Source organism: Flavihumibacter cheonanensis, from assembly GCF_022352215.1.
GTDB classification, from domain to species: Bacteria; Bacteroidota; Bacteroidia; order Chitinophagales; family Chitinophagaceae; genus Flavihumibacter; species Flavihumibacter cheonanensis.
In genome coordinates, this window is the sequence record NZ_JAKRWF010000003.1 from 334929 (window position 1) to 359649 (window position 24721).

Here is a 24721-nt window from a genome sequence, read left to right on the forward strand (position 1 = left end):
TCAGTAAAAGGGGTGTCAATAGGCACCCCTTTTTCATGCACACATAGAGAATTTGGCTTATATTGCCGACTATTTTAAGCTACTATGAAAGGAATTATTCTTGCCGGTGGTTCAGGCACCAGGCTGCATCCAATTACCTATGCCATCAGCAAACAAATTATGCCGGTTTATGATAAACCAATGATATATTATCCGCTTTCCATGCTGATGCTGGCCGGAATCAGGGAAATATTGATTATTTCAACACCGCACGATTTACCACTTTTCAAAAAACTATTGGGTACTGGAAATGAACTCGGACTTGACATCAGCTATGCTGAACAACCTATTCCTAACGGACTGGCACAGGCTTTTGTAATAGGGGCGCCTTTTATTGGAAAAGATAAAGTTGCACTTGTACTCGGTGATAATATTTTTTATGGTGCAGGACTTGGAACACAACTGGCACATAATACCAACCCTGATGGCGGAATAGTTTATGCTTATCGTGTAAGCGACCCTGAACGCTATGGTGTAGTAGAATTTGATAAAAACAACCAGGTGATTTCCATTGAAGAAAAACCTGCCCGGCCAAAAAGTAATTACGCCGTACCTGGATTGTATTTTTATGATAATGCCGTGATTGAAATTGCCGCCAACCTTCAACCAAGTCCGAGGGGTGAATACGAAATAACGGATGTAAACAAAGAATACCTGAAAAGAGGCAAGCTCAAAGTTTCCATCATGGATCGCGGCACCGCATGGCTGGATACCGGAACTTTTGATTCGCTTATGCAGGCTGCACAATTTGTGCAGGTGATTGAACAAAGACAGGGCATTAAAGTAGCCTGTATTGAAGAGATAGCCTGGAGAAAAGGATTTATTAATAACGAACAACTTGAAAAAATTGCGCAACCTTTATTGAAGAGTGGATATGGACAATACCTCATGGCCGTTCTTAAAGAAGGCTGACACTATAACATATATCATTAACCTAAAACAATCCCATGAGCAAGATTCTGGTTACCGGTGGATGTGGTTATATCGGTTCACATACCGTGGTTGATTTGGTTGAAAACGGATTTGAAGTTATTTCTGTCGATAACAACTCCCGTTCAACGCCTCGTATTCTTGAGGGTGTAGAAAAAATAACCGGTAAAAAAATCAAAAATTACAAAGTAGACCTTTGCAATTTCGATGATACGTATGCAATCTTCGCAGAGAACAGTGATATCACCGGCATCATCCATTTTGCGGCTTACAAAGCGGTTGGCGAATCCGTAGAGCAGCCCCTCCTCTATTTCGAGAATAACCTGGTTAGCCTCCTGAACCTGCTGAAATGTGTGCAGGAATTTAAAGTTCCTTATTTCGTATTTTCATCTTCCTGCACAGTTTATGGCAACCCTGATGAAATTCCCGTTACAGAGAGCACACCACCTAAACCGGCCGAATCGCCCTATGGTTATACCAAACAAATGGGAGAACAAATCATCAGTGAATTTGCGAAAGTGAACCAGACCCAGTGTATTCTGCTTCGTTATTTTAATCCGGTAGGTGCGCATCCCAGTATTCAGATCGGAGAATTGCCAATTGGCCGGCCAGCCAACCTGGTGCCTGCCATCACCCAGACAGCTATCGGTAAAATACCGCAACTGACTGTTTTTGGAAACGATTACGATACAAGAGATGGATCCTGCCTTCGTGATTTCATCCATGTTTCGGATATCGCCCATGCACATACGCTATCTCTTCAATACCTGATAAAAGGAAAAGGAAAAAAATCCTGTGAAGTGTTTAACCTCGGTACAGGAAATGGGGTTACCGTACTGGAGGCCATCCGTGCTTTTGAGAAAGTAAGCGGACAGGCTCTTAATTATTCAATCGGACCCCGCCGTCCGGGTGATGTCATTGCGATTTATGCCAACAATGAACATGCTGTAAATGAACTGGAATGGGAACTGAAGTACAACCTGGAAGACATGATGGCTACAGCCTGGAGATGGGAGAAAAAATTGAAGGAAGACGAGAACCTTTTCCAGGTACAACAGGCCAATTTGAATTAAGTATCTTAGCTGAATAACAGTTAGCGTATGTTGAAGGAAATCCAGGTAACCGGGAAAAAAGATACCCGTAGCGGCTTTGGCGATGGCATTACTGAACTCGGGAGAACCAACCCAAATGTGGTTGCCCTTACCGCCGATCTGGCCGGCTCGCTGAAACTGGGAATTTTTATCAAAGAAAATCCCGACAGATTTATCCAATGTGGGATTGCGGAAGCCAATATGATTGGAATAGCAGCTGGCTTAACAATCGGCGGCAAGATTCCTTTTACCACCACCTTCGCCAACTTTTCGACCGGTCGGGTATACGACCAAATCAGGCAATCCGTGGCCTATTCCGGCAAAAATGTAAAGATCTGCGCCTCCCATGCCGGCCTTACCCTAGGTGAAGATGGTGCTACCCACCAGATACTGGAAGATATCGGCATGATGAAAATGCTTCCGGGTATGACGGTCATCGTTCCCTGCGATTATGAGCAAACACGGCAGGCCACCCTGGCTATTGCGGCATATGAAGGTCCTGTATACCTGCGGTTTGGTCGCCCGGTTTGGCCCATTTTTACTGAAGGGCTGCCTTTTGAGATCGGAAAAGCTCAATTTTTCAGCAAGGGAACGGATGTAAGCATATTCGCATGCGGACATATGGTCTGGAATGCTATTGAAGCAGGTAAAAAGCTCGAGGCAGAAGGCCTAAGCGTGGAGATCGTAAACATTCATACGATCAAACCACTAGATGAAGAAGCCGTATTGACCTCTATCCGGAAAACGGGTTGTGCCGTTACCGCAGAAGAACACAATGTATTAGGAGGATTAGGTGAAAGTATTGCCAGGGTTGCCGGACAATACCATCCTGTTCCCATTGAAATGGTGGGCACCCAGGATACCTTCGGTGAAAGTGGTACACCTGCCCAACTACTTGAAAAATACGGACTCAGTCCCGATCATATCGTGGCAGCCGCCAAAAAAGTAATTACCCGAAAATAAACGGAACGGTGCAACCCGACCGGATTTAACTATGGCTACAGACGATCTAGAATTACTGGCCCAGTTCAGGCAACCCGAAACAAAGGAGCGTGCCTACACGTCTATTGTCAGAAAATACCAGGAACGGCTCTACTGGCATATCCGACGGATGGTCGTGAACCATGAAGATGCGAACGATGTACTGCAGAATGTATTTATCCGTGTATGGAACGGCCTCGAAAACTTCCGGGAAGACTCCAAACTCTATACCTGGCTGTACCGGGTGGCAACCAATGAATGCCTGAGCTTTCTGGAACAACAGAAGAAAAAAACATCGGTATCACTTTCTGATGTAGATGAGGGATTAATCAACCAGGTTCGGGCTGAAAAAGACTTTGATGCACAAAAAATTGAATGGAAATTGCAGCTTGCCATTCAAAAGCTACCTGAAAAACAGCGGATTGTATTCAGCCTTAGATATTATGACGAAATGCCATATGAAGAGATGAGCCGGGTGCTGGACACCTCCGAAGGAGCGTTGAAAGCATCCTATCACCATGCAGTAAAAAAAATTGAAGACTATTTACTAAATCATTAAACCTGGGCCAGCTGGCAGGGTCTAACAAATGATGATGCCCGATCTGAACATAGAAAATGAATTAAGGGAGTTAGCTCCGGCACTTGTAGGAAAGCAATCTCCGCTTCCATACGAGATACCGGTCGGGTATTTTGAACAATTCCCTCAACGAATGCTTCAACTGGTAAAACAGGCTGAAGCAAAAGAGGAAATTGCAGTTATTTCTCCCCTGCTTGCCGGTTTATCTAAAAAAATGCCGTTTACGGTACCGGAGGGGTATTTCGAGCAAACAGAGCAGGCGTTCGAGAGTATCTCCGATCTTTCCCCTGCTTCACCCTTGCACAGAATTGGAAGGACAGGCCCATATACAGTACCAACCGGGTACTTTGAGGAGCTGCCTCAGCAACTATTGAGTAAGGTTCAGTCGGCCAACAACCTAGTAAATGATATCCCTTCAACTGCTTCAGGTTCCGGTGCCAAGGTAATTTCACTGGGAAGATCCTGGATACGATATGCTGCTGCAGCAGTGGTTACTGCAGTACTTGCCCTGGCTGGATGGTTGTATTTCCGCCCGGCATCCGATAAGTTGGGGGTTAATCCGGCTTTTGTAAAGCAATTGGATGAGGAAATAAAGGAGATCAGTGATGAGGAAATATTGGAATTCACCAATCCAACCAGCACGATCTATTATGGAACGGCCGTGCTTGCTCCGGGAGAATTATCCGGTTCTGAAGTACATGACCTCCTTGGAGATGTTAGTGACGAAGCACTGCAACAATACCTGCAGGAATTCAATGGGAAAAACGCAAATTCAATGAACTAAAGGGAAAGGCATGAAATATATTTTTACTCTTCTTTTTTTTATAGGCTCATTTCAGTTGATAACCCAGGCGCAACAGCGCGACGGGGAACGATTGGAAGCGCTGAAAGTAGCCTACCTGACCAAGAAGCTTAACCTGAATACGGAAGAAGCGCAAAAATTCTGGCCTGTATACAATGATTATATGGCCGATCTGAAAAAAGTTCGGCAGGAGAACCGTGGGGGCGATGAACTTAAACGCGAAGAGAAGCTTTTGGAAGTAAGAAAGAAGTACCAGGCATCTTTTAGCAAGGCCTTATCCCCTGACCGGGCGAATCAATTCTTTAAGGCAGAAAAAGAATTCTACGGATACGTTCAAAAAGAACTACAGGAGCGCCGCCAGCAACGACAGGATAACCGGGCGCGCTTCCGCGACAATTAACTTAACCGAAACTTGGTATTTTGACATCATGGTAAAACAGGAATTTCCAGCTGTTTTCCTGGCCGGTTTTCCACCATTCCTGCCGAAGTTCCATCGCACGTTTTCCATCATAATCATATTTCGCCACAAACTTGCTTTTCATCTGCTGCAGTTGTGGCGCATTATCACCTCCAAAAAACACAGTACTTCCACCGTCTACAATCCGAAATACCTGGTGGTAAGGGCAATGCCCGCCTACCAATTGATATTGAATATAACTGTCGATCACTCCATCTCCATCCAGCAGTACTACCTGTGGCGCTGATCTTAAACAGTCCAGCTCTTCCGGTATATAAGAGGGAAATCCCTTTTCAAAAGCGAAGTCCAGTTCTTTGCGTTGAATATAATAGGTTGCCTGTGGGAAGGACAACTCCATCTTTCCTGTTTCAGGATCTCGGTGGCTTACTCCTCCTGCATGATCTTTATGTAAATGCGTCATCAAGACCTTCGTGACTTCACCTGGATTAATCCCTGCATCCATCAGGTTTTTGAACAACTGTGGATGTCCATCTACTTCGAATCCAAGCCCGGTATCCAGCAATAAAACATCTTCGCTGGTTATTACTACAAAGGGTTGAACTTCTACCAACAAACTACCTGTCGGACGATTATTCAATTCATCTTCCTGGTGATTAAAAGGCACAAATTGTTTGGTACCATCAATCGTGAAACTTCCTTCTGAAAGAGGGATTACGCGCATATTTTTTGAATTTAACGCAGTACCATCTGCCGGTCTGCATCCAATCGGATTAATATAAACAGTGCAGCAGTAAACGTGATTAATGAGGTTCCGCCGTAACTGATAAAAGGTAAAGGAATTCCGATCACCGGAGCAAGCCCAATGGTCATGCAGATATTAATCGCAATATGAAAGAACAGGATGGATGCTACTCCATAAGCATAGGCCCTGCTGAAAACACTTCGTTGTCGTTCTGCCACTGTAATGATCCGCATTAGTAGTAAAAAATAAACAGCCATCAGTATAAAACTTCCTACAAATCCGAAACCTTCCCCAATTGTACAAAATATGAAATCGGTTCTTTGCTCGGGTACAAAATCATAACGGGTTTGTGTCCCTTTTAGCAACCCTTTTCCGGCAAACCCTCCACTACCAATTGCGATCTTACTTTGTTTTACGTTATAATCGCCACTATCGTCTTTTTTCTTGGCAGGCACTTCTTCCAGTACAGCTGTGCCTCCGCTTGGAACATAATCCTTACCAATGGTATCGTAGATTCGTTTAACCTGGTAGGGCTGCAAAACTGATTCAAATACATAGGGAACCAGGAAACGTTGAACACCCACACATACCATCCAGATACCGATAATCGCAATTAGAAGTTGCTTTCTACGTTTAATTTGCCTGCGTAAAATATAGATCGCTGCCAATGCAATACCGGTTAATATCATCGCCAGCGTATTCGGCTCCATTAAAAGAGTGGCCACCACCAGCACTGCAAAAGAGAAACCGATAATCAAAATACCCGCCGGTAATCCTTCCCGAAACATGACCAGGAAAAATGAAAAATAAACCAGTGCCAATCCGGTTTCCTGCTGCAGGATGGAGAGTATGGCAGGTGTAAGTGCTATCGCGGTAGCAATTAATTGTGATTTTGTTTTTGAAAAATCCGTTTCAACCCTACTTAAATATTTAGCCAGTGCCAGCGCCACAAATACTTTGCAAAGATCCGCCGGCTGCAACTGAAAACTACCAAAGCGGATGATTGATCTCGTACCCTTGATTTCTGTATGGAAGGGAAATACGAGCAACAGCAAAACAATACCGAATGCATACCACAAATTGGCCGTTGCGGTAAAAAATTTCGAATCTGTAACCATGATAAAGACCGCAATGATCATGGCCAGCACCCAGAATATCAATTGCTTACCGTAATCGGTTTTAAAAGAGGTAAAGGACTGCAGGATGGGATCTCCCTCCTTGTAGGTAGCACCGAATATACTTATCACCCCGATAGCACATAAAATCATATACAGGCCCACCAATACCCAGTCAATACCTTTTGAAGCATTTCTTGCGTGCATACGATCAGGCAGTTACAGGATGGGTGATAAAATATTGTTCAGGCAGAATGGCTTCCGGTCGTTGCCAGGTTGTACGGATATCCCGAATCGGAGTTGGCGAATTTTCTTTTTGCTGAAGGCTGTCCTTTTTATAATCCCTTCTTAAAAAACGCTTGATTGCACTGGAATCCTTTGTCATTTTGAACCAGTTATAGGCTCGCGTTGAGTCGGCCTTGTACTGTTCGCGCACCAGCCAGCCGGGCATCAGGTTGGCAGCTGCAATTCGTTCAACTTCCTTCAATCGCTCTGTACGCAAGGTGTCATTCAGGAATTTCTCCATCATGAGCGCTGCAATTGGTCCTGCCCAGGTTCCACCATATCCCGCATTCTCCACAATCACGGCAATCGCTATCTTCGGATTCTCTCTGGGGGCAAAGCAAACAAATACAGAGTTGTCTTTCAGTTTGGTTCGCTTTCCATCAATTACCCGATAGTTCTCTGCCGTTCCGGTTTTTGCACAAACATTAATATCAGGCAGTTTGGCTACCCGCGCTGTTCCAATTTCAACTACATCCTGCATTCCGGAAATCACCGCTTCATAGGCATCATCCGGTATACTTGTGAGTGGTTCATGTTTGATCCGGAAGGGATTCATGATGGAATCAGCAGGCGTTTCATCTTCAATATTTTTTACAAAATGAGGGGTATAATAATACCCTTTATTGGCAATGATGCACATGGAATTGGCCAGTTGCAAGGGAGTAGCCAGCATCATATCCTGCCCAATACCCAGGGTCAGATTTGTACAACTGTTCCAACTGTTACGATACACTTTGTTGTACACCGAACTGTCTGGAATATTGCCCCGGTCTTCACTTGGAAGATCTACTCCTACCCGAACCCCGAGGTCGAATGCATTCATGTACTGCTTCCATTTCTGGTAACCGCTTTTCACTCCTTTGTATTTGGCTGCATCTACTGATAACCGGTAGATATGTGTGAAATAGGAGTTACAGGAGTTGGCGATCGCCAGGCGAAGGTTAGCCGCATGTCCGGCATTGTTATGCGTACATTTTACAGGCCTTGAACAACCATAATAAGCGCCACCACATCCAATTCCAAAGGAGGGTGTGATAATACCTTCATCCAATGCTACCAATGCACCCAATGGCTTAAAGGTAGAACCGGGAGGGTACTGTCCCTTAATGGCGCGGTTCAGGAGCGGACTACTCACATCCAGGAAAAGCTTGTTGAAGTTTTGTTGTTTATTGGGACCCGTCAACATGTTGGGGTCAAAATTTGGTCCGGATACCATAGATAAAATGCCCCCTGTTTTTGGTTCAATGGCAACAACCGCACCCACTTTGCCCTGCATTAATTTCTCGGCCAGTTGTTGAAGTTCTATATCTATATATGTATGCAGATTTCTTCCTGCAACGGCTGCAGTATCATAAATCCCGTTTTCGTATTTGCCTACCAGCCGGTTCTTGTTATCCTTGATGAGGTATTCTACCCCCCGTTTGCCCATAAGCACGCGTTCATAATAGGCTTCCAGTCCGGTTTTACCGATATAGTCACCCAACCGGTAAAATCCATTGGAACGTTTGATATTACCGGAATCAGCCTCGCCGATATAACCCATAATATGGGCGGCCGCTTTAAATGGATACACCCTAACCGGGCGTTCCACCAGTGCAAAGCCCGGGAATTTATAAATATTCTCCTCCAGCCTTGCATGCATTTCCGGGGTGAGCAGATCTTCGAATATACTTGGTCGGTAGCGACCGTTTTTCAGTATGGCGGTAACTATTCTCTTTTTAAATTCTGCCGTATCAATTTCCACCAGTTTACATAGGAAACTGGTATCTACTCCCTTGATCTGAGAAGGGGTCACTTCCAGGTCATACATAATCGTATTGTTCAGGATAGCCTTCCCTTTGCGATCGTAAATGATACCACGATCCGGATACCGCACTTTGGGATATACCGCATTGTTAAAGGCCAGGGCCTCGTATTTACTGGAAAACAATTGCAGGTTTACCAACTGTGCCACAATGATCAGAAACACACCCGCCACAATCAGACGGATAACAGTTGAACGCGATTGGTTAAACACAGACATATGGGAATGGGAGATGGAGAATTATAAGGGCAAAGGTAGGGAAAAGGTGAAAAGTGAAAGGTGAAAGGTGAAAGGTGAAAGCGAGAGAAGTGAGAGGTGAAAGAAGAGTATCTCCTTTCACCTTTCACTTCTTCTCACATATTAGTGCGAAATCTCTCCTTCCTGTAAAAGAGCATCTCGGTTATAAGTATAAGCAAGAGACTGATCCCGGTAGATGCGCCTACTTTGCCAAGGAAATACCAGAAGTTGCCAAAGCTCATCCATTCCAGGAAAACAAGGTAACTGTGGTGTACGAGTGTTAATACCACTACGAGTACCATGTAGGGTGCCCAGCCCATGCTGTTTATGGAAGGTGCACCATAACTCTGTTCTGCTCCTTCCTGCCGGATCAGCAGATTCACCAGGAAGGGGCGCAGATAAGCAATCAGAACACAGGCCGCTGTGTGTAATCCCGGCCACATCAGGAAGTAATCCAGTGCCAGGCCATACAAAAATGCTACTACCATCAGCCAGGTTCTGCCCATGTTAAATGGAAGCCAGAGAATAAATAAAAAGTAGAGATATGGAACAATGAATTGATGTAATGGCGGGATCTTGTGCAGGATAAAAACCTGAACCAGCAGAAAGAGCATTGCTCGCAGACTATGTTTCACAAAATCACTCATTCGTATTGCGGGTTGCGTTTTCCAGTTTCTGTTGTTCTTCCAGTTGTGTATTCTGCACTATGTATACAAACTGCACCGTTGAAAAATTGGTGCCTGTTTTAAGCCGCAGGTTGTAAAAATTGGTACTGGGATCATTCATCACACTATCCACGGTTCCAATCAAAATATTGGGCGGGAAAATAGAAGATAGTTCGCTGGTCAGCACCGAGTCTCCTTTCTGAATCTTCACACTTTTCGGAATATTCCGCATCTGTACGATACGGGGATTCTGCCCGTCCCACCCTATCGAACCCCGTTCACCTGAATTTTTGAGCTTTCCATCCACTTTGAACTGCCGACTGATCATGGTCATTACTGTTGAGTAATTCGCACTGGTATTAACTACCCGGCCTACCACCCCATTGGGACCAATCACCGCCATATCTGGCCGAACACCCTGGCTGGAACCCCGATGTATCGTAATGAAATTGGTTTGAGTGGTAATAAAACTTCCCACGACCTTGGCCTCCCGGTAGACGTAGCGCTGAAAGGGCTTCAGTGAATCCACCCGGATGGAATCCACGATGAGTTTTTGCGTAGTATCGGGCGACTGGTAATTGGATCGTAGCAATTCCCTGAGTGCTACATTTTCTTTTACCAGGTTTTCATTCGCTTTTTTCAGCTTGAAGTAATAGTCTACGGTATTGTATTGTTCATTTACCCTGCCGGTTATCTCATTGGCAACGCCTGCAAATGCCGCTTCGTGAAATTTATTATACCGAAAAAGGAAAGACAGTGCCAATGCCTGCAATGCCAGGAACGACAAAAAATTAAAGTAACGCCGGATAAACAGGAAGATATTTCGCATATCTGTTAACGCATCACGAAGGGATAGCGGTCATAATTCTTCAACGCAATACCAGTACCACGAACCACACTCTTCAGCGGATCATCTGCCACATGAACAGGCAGTTTGATTTTTTGACTCAGTCGCTTATCCAGCCCACGCAGCAGGGCACCGCCTCCGGTGATATACAAGCCTCTGCGGTAAATATCAGCGGCCAGCTCAGGTGGTGTGGTTTCCAATGCTTTCAGGATGGCTTCTTCAATTTTAAAAATGCTCTTATCCAGTGCTTCAGCAATTTCCTGGAAGCTCACCATGATCTGCTTGGGGATACCGGTTACCAGGTCGCGACCGTTTACCGGGATATCATCAGGTGGATTGTCAAGGTCTTTCATTGCCGCTCCGATCTGGATTTTGATCTGCTCGGCAGTACGCTCGCCGATTAACAGACTATGATAACGACGCAGCGCTTCCATGATATCAGCGGTAAATTCGTCCCCAGCGATACGGATACTCTGGTCGCACACGATACCAGCCAGAGCGATTACCGTAATACCGGTAGTACCACCACCTATATCGATGATCATGTTACCAACGGGTTCTTCCACATCAATACCGATACCCAGGGCAGCCGCCATAGGCTCATGAATGAGATAAACCTCCTTGGCTCCTGCCTGTTCCGCACTGTCACGTACTGCTCTTTTCTCAACCTCCGTGATGGAAGAAGGAATACAGATCATCATACGCCAGCTGGGCGGGAACAGTGGTTTTTTGGGATAGATCATTTTGATCATTTCCCGTATCATAAGCTCGGCGGCGTTGAAGTCGGCGATTACTCCGTCTTTCAGCGGCCTTACCGTGCGGATGCTTTCATGCGTTTTTTCGTGCATCATCAATGCACGTTTGCCAACGGCCAGCACATTCTTCGGGTTGTTCCGGTCGAGGGCAACAATCGAAGGTTCGTTCACTACAATTTCATCGTTATGTATGATTAGGGTATTGGCTGTACCCAGATCCATGGCAATTTCCTGGGTCAGAAAGTTGAATAATCCCATGTTGTTGAGGTCAATATTTTAGTCAGGATATAATGTCAGCAAAATTGATGCAAATAATTCGATAAATCAAAGTAAGACCCTTTGATTATCACTATTTTTTCCACAATATACTGAATTTCACCTTCACCCGTCGGGTACCCGACTGATGAAGGGTCAGAGTCCACCATGACCTCCATATAACTTGATGGGGCCTTCCAGTTCGAGTGCCAGCACTGACATATAATCGTCCTTGACGTTGGCAGGTATGTCAATATAAACTAGTCCGGGTACCTGGCTCCAGGAGATTTTACCTACAACCTTATGCGACAACTCCTGCCCGGTGCCTACCACCCGGATTGATTTGATCTTGTTTACCAGGCCTTTGATCCAAACCGTTCCGGAGGGCTTGCCTGCAAGAAACAGGTACAACCGGGTTGAATCTTTTGAAAATGTAGACGGACCGTAAAAATGTCCGTGTGGCATACCACCCTGCGTGCCGAAAATGGCTTCTTCATGTTTGCGGTTCCATTTACCGAGCTCTTTTAGCACCCTAACCTGTTCCATTGGGATCGTTCCATCTTCCATCGGCCCGATATCCAGAAGCAAGTTTCCACCGCTACCGATGGCATCTGCAAATATGGAAATGATTTCTGCAGGTGTCTTCCAATTGGTATCACTGTGCTGGTATCCCCAATTGTTGTTGATGGTCATGCAGAGCTCCCACCAGCGGCCATTTGGACGGTGGACCGGGGTGTTTTGTTCGGGTGTTGCGTAATCGCCATAACCCTGTAACCTGGAATTAATGATAGCACCCGGCTTAGATTCCAGGATCATTTTCCGAATTCCTGCCGCATCCCATTCCTCCGCACTATGCTCCCAATCACCATCGAACCACCAAAGATCCGGTTTAAACTGCTGGCTGATTTCCTGAATCTGGGCTTTGTTAAATCGACTGAACCTGCTCCAGCGGGCGGTATCCTGTGCAATTTTATACCGACTGCTGTCCTTCAGAAATCCGGGATAATCAGGGTAAGACCAATCAATAAGAGAAAAATAGGCACCTCTTTTAAGTCCATACTTATCCAGTGCCTGGAAAAAAGGAGTTAGCAAATCTTTTTTTGCAGGGGTATTTTTTACAGTGCTATAATGCTTTTGGGCGGTATTCCAAAGGGCAAGCCCGTCGTGGTGTTTGGTGGTGATCACGGCATACCGGGCACCACTTTCTTTAATAAGAGCAGCCCATGCATCCGGATTGTATTTACTGGCAGTAAAACCCTTCAGCTGTTTCATGTACTCAGCGTGACTAATTTTCTTATTATGAAAACTCCAGCTTTCGTCTACGCCGTTTACTGCGTACATTCCATAATGAATAAAAATGCCGAGTTTGGCATCTCCAAACCAAGCCATTTTTGCGGTATCTCCACCTGGTTGTAATTGTTGCGAAGTAAGTCCGGTTACTCCTGTTTGAGCCTGTACTGCCTTTAGGGAAATTGTTCCACCCATAATAGCAAGAAAAGCAAATGTTAGTGTTCTTTTCCAGTAGCCTTTTTTCATGTTGATTCAATTCAACGGCTAATGTACTGGATGCATACCGATGAGGGTGTTTCGATTTTCCTTATTCAGGCCATTATTTTACCCGACTCACATCACACTTCTCACGTCTCACTTTTCATACCCCCCAAAACCGAGACGTTTCTCCATTATTGTATCCAGCTTTGGCAGGTGCCGGCGCTCTACCAGGAAACTCGTTAATTGAGCGATTTCGCGAAAGATATAATGTTTGTCCACAGCTCCCTTGAGATAATCTTTACCTGTACTGCCTCCTGTGCCAATCCTGGTACCGATCATTCGATGAACCATGTTCATGTGACGATAGCGCCAGGTACTCAGCTGCTCATCTATCTCAAGTAATACATTCAGTAATTGGAACGGCAGTTGCAAAATAGGATACCCCCGGTACAACATAATAAACAATGCTGCTCTTGAAGCCCTTGGAGATAATTGACGATTCTGCTGATCCGCCGAATCCTGCTTTTGCGCCATCCCAAACATTTGTGCAAATGCATCAAGGTTACCCTGCTCTTTTTCGGATAAACTTGAACGGTAGACATCCGTATACTCCTCAAACCAGCCAGGGGCCTGCTCCAGGAATGGCATCCGCTCCAACCATTCATTCAGCAAACTGATCAGGGATTGTTCAGATTCAATTCGTTTGATCAGGGCTACCTGCTCGGGACGTAATTGCAATAAATAATATTCCTGGCCATGCCGTTGTTCGAATCGAAGTCCCATCCTGGCTTCCAACCCCTTAAATTGCCAACTTTGAAATCCTGATGCCGGCCGCAGCATGTCCCTGAAATCAAGGAAATCCATAGGGGTCATCGTTTCCATCACATCAATCTGCTGAACCAGCAACTTCAGGATGGTAACTGTGCGCTGCAACCGATGAACTACTGTTTGCAGTTCAGGAGAATTATCGTTTAGAGATGGCTGTTGCAGAATTGCATGCACACTATCAACTTCATACATGATCTGTTTGAACCACAATTCATAGGCCTGGTGAATGATGATGAATAACATTTCATCATGCGCAGGCTGCTGGTGCAAATCACTCTCGGGTTGTTGAGCACCAAGTATCTTATCAAGCTGCAGATAGTCAGAATAATGCACAGATTTCATTTCAATCAGATTAATTGAATTCGTAACCGATATCTGTCCGGAAATACATACCCTCAAAAGAAATGTTGTCCAACACAGCCTTAGAGGCACCAACTGCCTCCTTAACAGAACTACCATAGGAAGTAACACACAAAACCCTTCCCCCATTAGTCAATACTTCCCCATTTTTCTCAGTAGTCCCTGCATGAAAAACCAGGGTATCAGAACCGCTTGCCTGTCCTAACCCTTTAATTTTTTTGCCTTTTTCATAATCTCCGGGATATCCACCGCTCACTGCCATAACAGTGCAGGCTACCCGTGAATCCTGTTCTACTGTTTGACGATCGAGCTCCTGGCGGGCTGTAGCCAGCATCAGTTCTACCAGATCATTTTTCAAACGAGGCATCACAACTTCTGTTTCAGGGTCTCCCATGCGGCAATTGTATTCAATCACATATGGATCATCCCCTACTTTAATAAGGCCTACAAAAATGAACCCTTTGTATTCAATTTCTTCTTCCTGCAATCCTTTCACTGTTGGCTTCACCACCCGATCCACCACTTTTTGCATAAATTCCGTATCGGCAAAAGGAACCGGGCTTACAGCCCCCATGCCTCCGGTATTCAAACCGGTATCGCCCTCACCAATTCTTTTATAATCTTTCGCCTCCGGTAATAACACATAATTTTTTCCATCTGTCAGAACAAAAACAGACAATTCAATGCCTGACAAAAAAGCTTCTATTACTACCTTTTTGCTGGCATCTCCAAACTTGCTCTCCCGGATCATGGAAGTAAATTCCCGGATGGCTTCTTCCTGATCGTTCAAAATCAGAACCCCCTTGCCCGCTGCCAGTCCGTCTGCCTTCAATACAATTGGTAAACTATGCTGACGGATATACTCAACTCCGGCTTCAAAATTTTCCGCACTGAATTCGCGGTAAGCTGCTGTGGGGATGGCGTGCCTTTCCATGAATGCTTTTGCAAAAGCCTTGGACCCTTCCAACTGGGCACCATAAGCAGCCGGACCAATTACTGGTATCGAATCCAATCCCAGTTCCCGGGCGGCTTCCGCGCTCAATTGGACCGGATTACTTTTAAAATAATCAACCACCCCTTTCACCAGCGGCTCTTCCGGTCCAACTATAATCAGGTGAATTTCATTATCAAGGCAAAACTGGCGAATGGCAGGAAAATCAGTGATAGAAAGCGAAACATTCGTGCCGCAATTCGCTGTACCAGCATTTCCTGGGGCAATGTATAAGGTATCGCAAAGCGGACTTTGTTTCAGTTTCCAGGCCATGGCATGCTCCCTGCCACCAGATCCGAGCAATAATATATTCATGATTTACTATTCGTTTCAGGCTGCGAAAATAGGGAAATGACACCAGCCCGCCGGTTTCCCATTTTTATCCTTATTTTCCGGCCCTGAACTACAGCCAATAAAACCGACAAACTCATGAGTCAAACGCAGATTGCTGCCCAAAAAAGTCATCCAAAAGGGCTTTATATTCTTTTTGCAACAGAAATGTGGGAGCGCTTCAATTATTATGGAATGCGCGCCGTACTGGTTCTATTCATGACAAAGGCACTGGTCTTTGATAAAGCTTTCGCCTCCAATCTTTATGGCTCCTATACCGGACTCGTTTACCTTACCCCCCTAATCGGTGGATTTATCGCAGATCGCTACTGGGGTAACAAACGCTCAATTATTGCGGGGGGATTACTGATGGCGATGGGCGAATTCATCCTATTTTTCTGTGGAAGTTTGTATGCCTCCAATCCCGGATTATCCAGTGTTCTGTTTTTCTCCGGACTGGGTTTCATGATTGCGGGAAATGGATTTTTCAAACCGAATATTTCTTCGCTGGTCGGCCAGTTATACCCCGATGGCGACCGTCGTAAAGATGCCGCCTATACCATTTTTTATATGGGAATCAATGTAGGTGGTGCATTAGGACCGATCGTTTGTGCCTTTTTGGGAGATACCGGAGATCCGGCAGATTTTAAATGGGCATTCCTGGCAGGAGGTATTGCTATGTTGTTAAGTGTTATCGTACAATGGATATTCCAGGAGAAATATGTGGTTGACCCCCAGGGAAAATCATTGGGACTGGTACCTGCCGATTCTCCAAAATCTTTTTCCAATCCATTGCTTGTAGGTACCGGTTTAGCCATTTTATCGGCACTGATGATAGGCTTGCTATACATCGATGCTACCAAGTTCTCCTTCCTAACCTATCTGTTGCTGGCCTCCGCCATTTTTATCATCGTTTTTATCCTGTCTGACAAAACACTGACCAAGATTGAAAAAGAAAGGGTTATTGTTATTCTCATCGTTTCCTTCTTTGTAATCTTTTTCTGGAGTGCATTTGAACAGGCTGGCGCTTCACTTACCTTTTTTGCGGATGAACAAACCAATCGCGATTTGAACTGGGATATCCCAAAATGGATAATTTATCTCCTTGGAATAGCTATTGTTTTTTACCTTGGTCTTCTCTTGAAAAAAGCCACATCGGCATTAGCAGGATCATTTGACAAACAACTTCGTATAACCGTTCAGGTTTTACTGGCTGCAGCAATTGGCACGCTCGTTTACTTAATGTTCCAGGTTGCCACCAATGGAACCTCATCCATCTTTATTGGCACCATACCGGCCAGTGCGTTCGCTTCATTGAACTCCATCTATGTTGTGAGTTTCGCACCGGTGTTTGCGTGGTTATGGATTAAAATGGGCAAACGCGAACCCTCCTCCCCAACCAAAATGGCTATTGGTCTGATGTTGCTTGCCCTGGGGTATCTCTGGATTGCACAGGGTGTTGATGGGGTTCAACCCGGCATTAAAGTAAGCATGATCTGGCTGCTTGGTATGTATGCAATGCATACCTGGGGTGAACTTTGTCTCTCACCAATCGGACTGAGCCTTGTAAACAAATTAGCTCCGTTGAAATATGCCAGTTTGTTAATGGCCGTTTGGTTTCTCGCGAACGCCGTGGCCAACAAATTTGCCGGCGTACTGAGTGCCCTCTATCCTGATGGCAAAAGCACCTACTTCCTCGGGTATGAGATCGCCAACAACTACGATTTCTTCCTGCTCTTTGTAGGAATGGCCGGTGTTGCATCACTCATTCTGTTTGGATTAACCAAGAAATTGCAGAAGATGATGCACGAGAAAACGGAAGTATGAGTTATGAATTTTGAATTGAGAATTATGGAACCTCATTTTAAATTCTGGGTTTTTTCAACCTTTTTTGTTGCCTCTTTCCTTATTATTTTAAATAAATGGGAGCAAAGGAATTATTATTCAGAACGAGAGAGTTTGCTTTGAATGTTATTCAAATTCTAGATAAACTACCTGATTCTATCGGAAATAAAACAATTAAAAATCAACTGGTAAGATCTGCAACCGGAATGGCTGCCAATTACCGTGCGTCAACCAAATCACGATCTCTGAAAGAGTTTACAGCAAGACTGGGGGTAGTTATTGAGGAAGCGGACGAATCTTGGTTCTGGCTCGATCTGTTGGAAGTTTTGAATCCTAAACTTTCAGATATATCACTTCTTAAATCTGAAGCATTTCAACTTACAGCAATATTTACCAGCTCGGTCAAAACAATTAAAAGAAATGCAAGTGAAAAGACCCCCAATAACTCATAATTCAAAATTCACAATTCCTAGTTATTTTTAAAGGGCACTATCATCTCAAATGCCGGAATATCTACTGAAAAGTTTTTACGGGAATCGAGGTTTTCCATTTGGTAGGTGCCAGACATGCGGCCCATTTCAGAGCGAAGATTACAACCACTTACGTACTGGTAGCGGTCACCTGGATAAAGGACGGGTTGAACACCAACCACCCCTTCCCCTTCCACTTCGCGGTGCTCGCCATTGGAATCAAAAATGAACCAATGCCGGCGGTGGAGCTTAACGGGAAAGCTATTATGATTTTCAATGGTAATGCGGTAAGCGAACATGTATTCACCCGACATCGGATTAGAATAGTCGGGCTGATAAAACGTTTCCACACTCACCTCTATACCTTGTGTGGTTATACTGTTCATTCCGAAGAATTTGTTTAAAGGTATATAAAATCAACCGCTGGTGCCAGTTTTTGTTCATTTATTGGCAATTTCCTGCCCGTCCCGCTGTACCTTTGCGCCACCTGACAATCATTCTTCAATTGTAAACATATGAAAATAGCTGTAGCCAAAGGTGATGGAATAGGCCCGGAAATCATGGATGCCGTTTTGCGCATTTTTGATGCAAACCAGGTTCCCCTCGAATATGAATTTGTAGAAATGGGTAAATGGGTGTTTGACAAAGGTTATTCCAATGGAATGACACCGGAAGCCCAGCAAACAATCGAAAACCTTTCCATTCTTTTCAAAGGACCAATGGAAACTCCGAAGGGCAAAGGTGTTAAAAGCGTGAATGTTACCGCACGTAAAACCTGGAATACATATGCTAATAAAAGAGCATTCCAAACCCTTCATGGAGTAGATACCGTATTCAGCAAAGCTGGAATACCCATTGACCTCACCATCGTTCGTGAGAACATTGAAGATACCTATGGCGGCATCGAACATATGCTTACCCATGATGTGGCACTCAGTCGCCGTTTCATCACCCGACCCGGAAGTCTGCAGGTTATTAAATACGCTTTTGAAATGGCCAGTAAAAACGGTGCCCGCCGGATTACCTGTGGCCACAAGGCAAACATTATGAAAATTACCGATGGATTATTCCTGGAGGTATTTTATGAAGTTGCCAAACAGTATCCGCATCTGAAAGCCGATGATGTAATTGTGGACGATCTCTGTATGAAACTGGTTAGTCGCCCAAATGAATTTGACGTGGTGGTATTGACCAACCTTCAGGGAGATATTGTAAGTGATTTGTGTGCCGGACTGGTAGGCGGACTTGGATTTGCCCCCTCTGCCAATATCGGTGATCACATCTGTATTTTCGAAGCAGTTCACGGAACCGCTCCTGATATCGCTGGTAAAAATATCGCCAACCCAACCGCCCTGTTATTGAGTGGCATTGCTATGCTTCGACACCTGGGACTTATGGAAAATGCAGCTGTAATCGAAAACGCATTGCTATACACGCTGGAATCAGGTGTGCATACGGGTGATTTCGGCGACAAATCCAAACCTTCCGTTAATACCACAGAATTTGCAGACGCGATTATCGGCAATATCGGCAAAACCCCAGCACATGGTGCCCGCCCAATTCTGCCGAATAAACCGATAACTCAAACCGTTTACAAGTTGGAAAAGAACCCGCTTATCATGTCTGAAGAGCTGGAAAATGAAATGATTGTTGGGGTCGATATGTTTATTGAAAGCTTTGAACAACCCCAGGAAGTTGCAGATAAATGCCTGAAGCATACCGGCGACCTTTTTAAACTGGTTACCATTAGTAACAGGGGCACCCAGGTTTGGCCTAAAGGCTCTGTCTTCACCAATCTTATCAACCAATATCGATGCCGTTTCGAAAGTATTGGAGAGGCACCACTTACACAAACAGATGTGCTGGAATTATACAAGCGTCTCATGGTTGATTTTAAAATCTGTTCAACTGAATTACTGAACATGTGGGATGGCAAAAAGGCTTATAGTCTTGCGCAGGGACAATAGGAAGTGAAAGGTGAAAGGTGAAAAGTGAAAATGCCGGTTCTGATGGAGCCGGCATTTTTTATGAATAAAAGCTAGAAAGGTAATTTGCGGGTAATGGCGAAGGAGACAAAGGAAACCGCTACCATTGTGATAATTGCCAGAAGTAGCAACAAACGACCTCTTCGTTCAACTTCCGGATTTTTATCACGGCGGCCTTCATACCAGGTATAACCACTATACAACGATAACAGTACGGCACAAACGAAGATCAGTTGATAAAGGCCCCAGGCCGCCCCTCCGGCGTCTAACAAGAATATATGTAATAAGCTCATGTAATTAATAGAATTGCTAAAGGCTATTATCAGCCGCCCATTTTTTTGGTTTTGGCATATCCGTTTTTAAGCAACCAGGCCAGTACTTTCTCACGCTGGTCTCCCTGCACCAGGATTTCACCATCTTTAGCGGAGCCACCAGTCCCACAATAGTTTTTCAATTGTTTTCCCAGGCTTTCCAAATCCTCTTCCGTACCAATGAAACCCGTAACCACCGTTACAGCCTTTCCTCCCCGCTGTTTGGTTTCAAGCCGAACCCGCAATACCTGTTGCGAAGGAGCCAACGTTTCCTGGGAATGCTGCTCCTCCTCCATTCTGAAATTTGGATCTGTCGAATACACAAACCCGAACTTATCACCTTTATGTTTCTTACTCATAATTTTACTTTTCATGTCTGACGTCTCACCTCTTCATCGCCTTCAAACTCAAATCCACACTTTTCGCCTGGTGTATCAGGGCGCCGACACTAACAAAATCCACCCCGGTTTTTGCATACTCAAGCAAGTTGGTAAGATTGATTCCTCCACTTGCCTCTGTTTCAAAATCCTTTCCGATCATAGGCAGTGCATCGGCTATCATATCCGGAGTAAAATTATCCAACATGATTCGAAATACTTTTCCTTTTCCGCAAGCCACCAATTCTTTCACATCCCCCAGGCTCCTTGTTTCCACTTCAATTAGTAGTCCGGGTGCCTTATCCTGAACATATTGCCAGGCCTTTTCAACCGCTTTGGTTATGCCTCCGCAATAATCGACATGATTATCTTTTAACATAATCATGTCGTATAGGGCAAACCGGTGATTCACTCCTCCTCCGATGGCAACCGCCCATTTTTCAAATAGCCTGAAATTAGGAGTTGTCTTTCGGGTATCCAGAACTTTTGTATGGTAGCCTTGCAGTTTTTCAGTGTATTGACGGGTTAATCCGGCAATCCCGCTCATCCGTTGCATACAGTTTAATACCAGTCGCTCGCATTGCAGAATCGTATGTACATGCGCGTCCACTTCAAAGGCGATTTCACCATTTCGCATGATATCCCCATCTTTTTTAAAAAGCCTGAAGACAGCATCCGGCTCAACTAATTTAAAAATTCGCTCTGCAGCCTCAACACCAGCCAGTACTCCATCCTCCTTGATTTTGAGCACGGCAGTTCCCGTCTCTGTAGGAGGAATGCAACATAGCGTGGAATGATCACCGGTACCAATATCTTCCTGCAAAGCATCTTTTACCAGCTTTTCAAACAAGGCATCAAAATTCTTCATACCCCCAAAGATAGGGACTTAGTTTCCTCACCCGTCCGGTGGCACCGGACGGGTGAATGGAGGTAGCAGGCATAAAAAAATCCCCGCACGAAGCGGGGATCACAGCTTTCAATCAGAATATTGTATCTACTTATATATGGAGGTTTACTTCATACTTCATACTTCATACTTCTCACTTCATACTTCCATTCATTCTTCCATAAACCGCATTTCCTGCAAATATGCCTTTTCTCCTTTCTGTTTTAGAAACAGGGTTGTGCGATAACTGCCGTTATTTGTCTGTAGCACACCGATCAGGAAATTGGAGCCATTGTTTTCTCCATGATGCTTCAATTCAAAGGTTTTTACTCCTCCGGTAGAAATAAAAAAATCTTTAATGACCATCACCGCCTGACTTCTGCTATAATTATCACTTTTTTCAGGCAGCGTGATGTCTACCCTGGAATCAAAATACCGTGATAACTGTGTAGCATCACCCGTTTTCAATGCCCCAAGAACGGAATCCAGTTCTGCACCCGTTTTAAAAGCGGATACCAGAATCATGGTACTCAATAGGATAATTGTATAAAATGCTTTCATACCTGAACTTTTTACGGTCGCAGTATTTCAGAGGGGATCGGAATAATGACGAATACCAAACTATTACCCAAAAGTGTGCCAACTTGTAAATTCGTATTACCTCTCCTCCAAATGCCTGATTTTTACCTAGTTTTACGAACCAGAAACAAGCAGAATCGAATAAAAAATGAAAAAAGCAATCCTTATAATCATGGATGGATGGGGCCTTGGTAAAGTAGCTTCCAGTGATGCCATCCAGCACGCTCATGTACCATTTGTCTCCGGTTTATATAAAAAATACCCAAACACCACAGTGATTACCTGCGGAGAAGCGGTCGGACTTCCAGATGGCCAGATGGGCAATAGTGAAGTTGGCCACCTCAATCTGGGTGCAGGAAGAATCGTATACCAGGAGTTGCAACGAATTAATGTAGCCATCCGGGATGGGCAGTTTCAACAGAACCCTACCCTGCATAATGCCATCCGGTATGCTAAGGAAAACAACAAACCACTGCACCTGCTGGGTCTGGTAAGTGATGGAGGCGTACATTCTCACACCAATCACCTCAAAGCAATTGTGAGTGTTTGCAAGCAGGAAGGACTTGAAAATGTTTTTATTCATGCTTTCACTGACGGGCGCGATACCGACCCCAAAAGTGGTCTTTCCTACCTTACCGGTCTGCAGGCACACCTGGATCAGACTACAGGCAAAATTGCAACTGTTAGTGGAAGATACTATGCAATGGACCGCGATAAACGGTGGGAGCGGGTGAAACTAGCCTATGATGCACTGGTTAGAGGAATCGGGGAAACTGCAACAAATGCCCTTTCTGCTGTTCAGGCTTCCTATGACAATAATATTACCGATGAATTTTTAAAGCCGACTATCATCACGAATGAAAAAGGTGCACCACTGGCAACCATTCATTCCGGTGATGCCGTAATCTGTTTCAATTTCCGGACCGATCGATGCCGCGAAATCACGGAAGCATTAACACAAAAGAACTTCCCGGATCATGGTATGCATACCCTGCAACTGCATTATACTACCATGACGGAATACGATAAAACCTTTCAAAATGTACAGGTTATTTTCGAAACGGATAATCTCAACAATACAATTGGCGAGGTACTGGCAGCACATGGTAAAAAGCAGATCCGTATCGCTGAAACAGAAAAATATCCACACGTTACTTTTTTCTTTAGTGGCGGTCGTGAACTTCCATTTGAAGGAGAGTCGCGCATCCTGAAACCGTCACCAAAAGTTGCTACATATGATTTGCAACCGGAAATGAGTGCATTTGACCTTACAGATGCCCTGCTCCCTGAGATTCAGGCAGAATCCCCTGATTTTATTTGTCTCAATTATGCCAATGCGGATATGGTTGGTCATACCGGAATATTTCCGGCAGCCATCAAAGCTGTTGAAACGGTTGATAAATGTGTGGAGCGGGTTGTTACCGCAGGGCTGGAACATGGCTATACTATTTTCCTCACAGCCGACCATGGCAATGCTGATTATATGGTGAATGAAGATGGAAGTCCGAATACCGCCCATACCCTGAACCCAGTGCCACTTTTCATCATTGATAAGGAATGGAGAGGTGAAGTTAGTCCGGGCAAACTGGGTGATATCGCCCCCACCATACTGACCTTTATGGGGCTTCCTGTGCCTGCTGAAATGACTGGAAACTGCCTGGCAAAACCCTAAATCTACCAATATGATACGAAAGGTCCTCTTAGTTTTATTAGCAGTATTTATTGTAATGCAGGTGATACGGCCCAAATTGGATAACAAGAGCGGCGCTGTTACAAATTCCATAGCCACCATAACCAGTATTCCTGAAGAAACAGACCAGCTCCTTCGAAGCAGTTGTTACGATTGTCACAGCAATAGAACTGTTTACCCCTGGTATTCGCATATACAACCAGTTGGCTGGTGGCTGGACGACCATGTGAACGAAGGAAAGAAGGAACTCAATTTTGATGAATTCACTACGTATTCCCTCAGAAGGCAATACCATAAGCTGGAGGAAGTAGTTGAACAGGTTAAGGAAAAAGAAATGCCGCTTAATTCCTATACCTGGATTCATAAAAACGCCGACCTAACAGTTGAACAACGGCAGCAATTAACAAGCTGGGCTGACAAGTTAATGGCAGAAATGAAAAGCAAGTATCCCCTGGATAGTCTTATAAAAAAATAGGAGGTTGAAAACAATTCCATCCATATCACGATGGATCGCAGCAGCCGGACTGATAACGCTTCTGCTGCCGCTTTTTTTGTCGGTATTTCATCAATTACAACAGCAATCGGTTAAGTATAAAATGAATGCCGAACTGCGGGGTACAGAACTGACTACTGTATTATTGCAACCGGAAGAACTCAGGTGGCTTAAACCAGGAAAAGAAATCTGGCTGAACGAAAGTTTTTTTGATGTACTCAGCATTGATTCGAGCAGTTTACCCTGGAAAATACTGGGACTATACGACCCTGAGGACACCAAACTCCATATGAAGTTAATTCGACTACTTCATAAGGAAAAAAACCAGGAAGATCATTCCCTGCAGGCCATATCCGGCTTCTGGTTTATCTGTTTCCTGCTCCCATCGCAATGGACACCTGACTTACCTGGAATAATCGAAACAACTGCTCAATATTCACTTATCAGGATCAGGATTCCTAACTGCATGATTCCAACTGATTGTCCTCCCCCCCGGCCTGTCTTAAATCAGATGTAAGCAAGGTTTTCACTTTAAATACGTT

At 44.7% G+C, this 24721-nt stretch carries 26 protein-coding genes; 12 read left to right on the top strand and 14 right to left on the bottom strand.

The features are described 5' to 3' along the window. Positions 1-84: 84 nt before the first annotated feature. From rfbA to MD536_RS15355, 6 genes are read left to right on the top strand one after another with little or no spacing between them, the layout of a single operon-like run. Complete coding sequence (gene rfbA, locus MD536_RS15330; RefSeq protein WP_239601687.1) at positions 85-951, top strand: glucose-1-phosphate thymidylyltransferase RfbA; 867 nt, start codon at positions 85-87, stop codon at positions 949-951. A gap of 35 nt (positions 952-986) precedes the next feature. Beyond that, the gene (gene galE / locus MD536_RS15335) at positions 987-2042 is read left to right on the top strand and encodes a UDP-glucose 4-epimerase GalE (protein ID WP_239601689.1); all 1056 of its coding nucleotides are present in this window, start codon (positions 987-989) and stop codon (positions 2040-2042) included. Positions 2043-2069: 27 nt separating this feature from the next. Continuing rightward, complete coding sequence (locus tag MD536_RS15340; RefSeq protein ID WP_239601690.1) at positions 2070-3023, top strand: transketolase family protein; 954 nt, start codon at positions 2070-2072, stop codon at positions 3021-3023. Between the two features lie 31 nt (positions 3024-3054). Then, complete coding sequence (locus MD536_RS15345) at positions 3055-3600, top strand: RNA polymerase sigma factor (RefSeq protein WP_239601691.1); 546 nt, start codon at positions 3055-3057, stop codon at positions 3598-3600. 34 nt (positions 3601-3634) lie between these two features. Then, positions 3635-4402 carry a hypothetical protein gene (locus MD536_RS15350; RefSeq protein WP_239601692.1) on the top strand — a complete coding sequence of 256 codons (768 nt, stop codon included), beginning with the start codon at positions 3635-3637 and terminating at the stop codon, positions 4400-4402. A 10-nt stretch (positions 4403-4412) separates the two neighbouring features. Beyond that, a complete protein-coding gene (locus tag MD536_RS15355; protein ID WP_239601693.1) occupies positions 4413-4820 on the top strand; it encodes a hypothetical protein in 408 nt (135 codons plus the stop codon). A gap of 1 nt (position 4821) precedes the next feature. On the opposite strand, the gene MD536_RS15360 is transcribed toward MD536_RS15355, so the two are convergent. From MD536_RS15360 to purD, 9 genes are all read right to left on the bottom strand, one after another. Further along, positions 4822-5559, bottom strand: coding sequence for an MBL fold metallo-hydrolase (locus tag MD536_RS15360; RefSeq protein WP_239601694.1), 738 nt, complete (start codon positions 5557-5559; stop codon positions 4822-4824). 11 nt (positions 5560-5570) lie between these two features. Further along, complete coding sequence (gene rodA / locus MD536_RS15365; RefSeq protein WP_239601695.1) at positions 5571-6902, bottom strand: rod shape-determining protein RodA; 1332 nt, start codon at positions 6900-6902, stop codon at positions 5571-5573. A gap of 4 nt (positions 6903-6906) precedes the next feature. Continuing rightward, the gene (gene mrdA, locus MD536_RS15370) at positions 6907-9003 is read right to left on the bottom strand and encodes a penicillin-binding protein 2 (protein ID WP_239601696.1); all 2097 of its coding nucleotides are present in this window, start codon (positions 9001-9003) and stop codon (positions 6907-6909) included. Positions 9004-9137: 134 nt separating this feature from the next. Continuing rightward, positions 9138-9668, bottom strand: a complete 531-nt coding sequence (locus tag MD536_RS15375; RefSeq protein WP_239601697.1) for a rod shape-determining protein MreD — start codon at positions 9666-9668, stop codon at positions 9138-9140. Then, positions 9661-10515, bottom strand: coding sequence for a rod shape-determining protein MreC (gene mreC, locus MD536_RS15380; RefSeq protein ID WP_239601699.1), 855 nt, complete (start codon positions 10513-10515; stop codon positions 9661-9663). Before mreC ends, MD536_RS15375 begins: the two co-directional genes overlap by 8 nt. A gap of 5 nt (positions 10516-10520) precedes the next feature. Then, a complete protein-coding gene (locus MD536_RS15385; RefSeq protein WP_234867301.1) occupies positions 10521-11546 on the bottom strand; it encodes a rod shape-determining protein in 1026 nt (341 codons plus the stop codon). Between the two features lie 153 nt (positions 11547-11699). Then, positions 11700-13079: an alpha-L-fucosidase gene (locus MD536_RS15390; RefSeq protein WP_239601701.1), complete on the bottom strand. Its 1380-nt coding sequence runs from the start codon at positions 13077-13079 to the stop codon at positions 11700-11702. A 108-nt stretch (positions 13080-13187) separates the two neighbouring features. Then, a complete protein-coding gene (locus MD536_RS15395; protein ID WP_239601703.1) occupies positions 13188-14204 on the bottom strand; it encodes a tryptophan 2,3-dioxygenase in 1017 nt (338 codons plus the stop codon). Between the two features lie 10 nt (positions 14205-14214). Then, positions 14215-15528, bottom strand: coding sequence for a phosphoribosylamine--glycine ligase (gene purD, locus MD536_RS15400; RefSeq protein ID WP_239601705.1), 1314 nt, complete (start codon positions 15526-15528; stop codon positions 14215-14217). Positions 15529-15642: 114 nt separating this feature from the next. Between purD and MD536_RS15405 the strand changes: the two genes are divergently transcribed. After that, entirely contained in the window at positions 15643-17370 is a 1728-nt protein-coding gene (locus MD536_RS15405; RefSeq protein WP_239601707.1) for a peptide MFS transporter, read from the top strand. Positions 17371-17465: 95 nt separating this feature from the next. Next, positions 17466-17840 (top strand): four helix bundle protein, encoded by a 375-nt coding sequence (locus MD536_RS15410; RefSeq protein ID WP_239601709.1) that lies wholly within the window; start codon positions 17466-17468, stop codon positions 17838-17840. Positions 17841-17857: 17 nt separating this feature from the next. On the opposite strand, the gene apaG is transcribed toward MD536_RS15410, so the two are convergent. Next, on the bottom strand, positions 17858-18244 hold the full coding sequence (gene apaG / locus MD536_RS15415; RefSeq protein WP_234867313.1) for a Co2+/Mg2+ efflux facilitator ApaG/CorD: 387 nt from the start codon (positions 18242-18244) through the stop codon (positions 17858-17860). Between the two features lie 129 nt (positions 18245-18373). Here apaG and MD536_RS15420 point away from each other — a divergent pair, with 129 nt between their 5' ends. Next, a complete protein-coding gene (locus MD536_RS15420; protein WP_239601710.1) occupies positions 18374-19825 on the top strand; it encodes an NADP-dependent isocitrate dehydrogenase in 1452 nt (483 codons plus the stop codon). 71 nt (positions 19826-19896) lie between these two features. On the opposite strand, the gene MD536_RS15425 is transcribed toward MD536_RS15420, so the two are convergent. The 4 genes from MD536_RS15425 to MD536_RS15440 form a co-directional block, all read right to left on the bottom strand. After that, positions 19897-20136, bottom strand: coding sequence for a hypothetical protein (locus MD536_RS15425; protein ID WP_239601712.1), 240 nt, complete (start codon positions 20134-20136; stop codon positions 19897-19899). A gap of 29 nt (positions 20137-20165) precedes the next feature. Beyond that, a complete protein-coding gene (locus MD536_RS15430) occupies positions 20166-20513 on the bottom strand; it encodes a translation initiation factor (protein ID WP_239601714.1) in 348 nt (115 codons plus the stop codon). 25 nt (positions 20514-20538) lie between these two features. Next, positions 20539-21399, bottom strand: coding sequence for a carboxylating nicotinate-nucleotide diphosphorylase (gene nadC, locus MD536_RS15435; protein WP_239601716.1), 861 nt, complete (start codon positions 21397-21399; stop codon positions 20539-20541). 189 nt (positions 21400-21588) lie between these two features. Further along, positions 21589-21978: a DUF4783 domain-containing protein gene (locus tag MD536_RS15440; protein ID WP_239601718.1), complete on the bottom strand. Its 390-nt coding sequence runs from the start codon at positions 21976-21978 to the stop codon at positions 21589-21591. Between the two features lie 166 nt (positions 21979-22144). Between MD536_RS15440 and gpmI the strand changes: the two genes are divergently transcribed. Genes gpmI through MD536_RS15455 form a run of 3 tightly spaced genes read left to right on the top strand, consistent with a single transcriptional unit; the run spans position 22145 to position 24696 of the window. Then, positions 22145-23668 carry a 2,3-bisphosphoglycerate-independent phosphoglycerate mutase gene (gene gpmI, locus MD536_RS15445; protein ID WP_239601720.1) on the top strand — a complete coding sequence of 508 codons (1524 nt, stop codon included), beginning with the start codon at positions 22145-22147 and terminating at the stop codon, positions 23666-23668. A gap of 10 nt (positions 23669-23678) precedes the next feature. Next, positions 23679-24161, top strand: coding sequence for a heme-binding domain-containing protein (locus MD536_RS15450; RefSeq protein ID WP_239601722.1), 483 nt, complete (start codon positions 23679-23681; stop codon positions 24159-24161). A gap of 4 nt (positions 24162-24165) precedes the next feature. After that, entirely contained in the window at positions 24166-24696 is a 531-nt protein-coding gene (locus tag MD536_RS15455) for a RasGAP domain-containing protein (protein WP_239601724.1), read from the top strand. Positions 24697-24721 lie beyond the last annotated feature (25 nt).

Coding starts and splice junctions, on each gene's coding strand:
- rfbA (WP_239601687.1), top strand. CDS start 85: ATGAAAGGAATTATTCTTGCCGGTGGTTCAGGCACCAGGCTGCATCCA.
- galE (WP_239601689.1), top strand. CDS start 987: ATGAGCAAGATTCTGGTTACCGGTGGATGTGGTTATATCGGTTCACAT.
- MD536_RS15340 (WP_239601690.1), top strand. CDS start 2,070: ATGTTGAAGGAAATCCAGGTAACCGGGAAAAAAGATACCCGTAGCGGC.
- MD536_RS15345 (WP_239601691.1), top strand. CDS start 3,055: ATGGCTACAGACGATCTAGAATTACTGGCCCAGTTCAGGCAACCCGAA.
- MD536_RS15350 (WP_239601692.1), top strand. CDS start 3,635: ATGCCCGATCTGAACATAGAAAATGAATTAAGGGAGTTAGCTCCGGCA.
- MD536_RS15355 (WP_239601693.1), top strand. CDS start 4,413: ATGAAATATATTTTTACTCTTCTTTTTTTTATAGGCTCATTTCAGTTG.
- MD536_RS15360 (WP_239601694.1), bottom strand. CDS start 5,559: ATGCGCGTAATCCCTCTTTCAGAAGGAAGTTTCACGATTGATGGTACC.
- rodA (WP_239601695.1), bottom strand. CDS start 6,902: ATGCACGCAAGAAATGCTTCAAAAGGTATTGACTGGGTATTGGTGGGC.
- mrdA (WP_239601696.1), bottom strand. CDS start 9,003: ATGTCTGTGTTTAACCAATCGCGTTCAACTGTTATCCGTCTGATTGTG.
- MD536_RS15375 (WP_239601697.1), bottom strand. CDS start 9,668: ATGAGTGATTTTGTGAAACATAGTCTGCGAGCAATGCTCTTTCTGCTG.
- mreC (WP_239601699.1), bottom strand. CDS start 10,515: ATGCGAAATATCTTCCTGTTTATCCGGCGTTACTTTAATTTTTTGTCG.
- MD536_RS15385 (WP_234867301.1), bottom strand. CDS start 11,546: ATGGGATTATTCAACTTTCTGACCCAGGAAATTGCCATGGATCTGGGT.
- MD536_RS15390 (WP_239601701.1), bottom strand. CDS start 13,079: ATGAAAAAAGGCTACTGGAAAAGAACACTAACATTTGCTTTTCTTGCT.
- MD536_RS15395 (WP_239601703.1), bottom strand. CDS start 14,204: ATGAAATCTGTGCATTATTCTGACTATCTGCAGCTTGATAAGATACTT.
- purD (WP_239601705.1), bottom strand. CDS start 15,528: ATGAATATATTATTGCTCGGATCTGGTGGCAGGGAGCATGCCATGGCC.
- MD536_RS15405 (WP_239601707.1), top strand. CDS start 15,643: ATGAGTCAAACGCAGATTGCTGCCCAAAAAAGTCATCCAAAAGGGCTT.
- MD536_RS15410 (WP_239601709.1), top strand. CDS start 17,466: ATGGGAGCAAAGGAATTATTATTCAGAACGAGAGAGTTTGCTTTGAAT.
- apaG (WP_234867313.1), bottom strand. CDS start 18,244: ATGAACAGTATAACCACACAAGGTATAGAGGTGAGTGTGGAAACGTTT.
- MD536_RS15420 (WP_239601710.1), top strand. CDS start 18,374: ATGAAAATAGCTGTAGCCAAAGGTGATGGAATAGGCCCGGAAATCATG.
- MD536_RS15425 (WP_239601712.1), bottom strand. CDS start 20,136: ATGAGCTTATTACATATATTCTTGTTAGACGCCGGAGGGGCGGCCTGG.
- MD536_RS15430 (WP_239601714.1), bottom strand. CDS start 20,513: ATGAGTAAGAAACATAAAGGTGATAAGTTCGGGTTTGTGTATTCGACA.
- nadC (WP_239601716.1), bottom strand. CDS start 21,399: ATGAAGAATTTTGATGCCTTGTTTGAAAAGCTGGTAAAAGATGCTTTG.
- MD536_RS15440 (WP_239601718.1), bottom strand. CDS start 21,978: ATGAAAGCATTTTATACAATTATCCTATTGAGTACCATGATTCTGGTA.
- gpmI (WP_239601720.1), top strand. CDS start 22,145: ATGAAAAAAGCAATCCTTATAATCATGGATGGATGGGGCCTTGGTAAA.
- MD536_RS15450 (WP_239601722.1), top strand. CDS start 23,679: ATGATACGAAAGGTCCTCTTAGTTTTATTAGCAGTATTTATTGTAATG.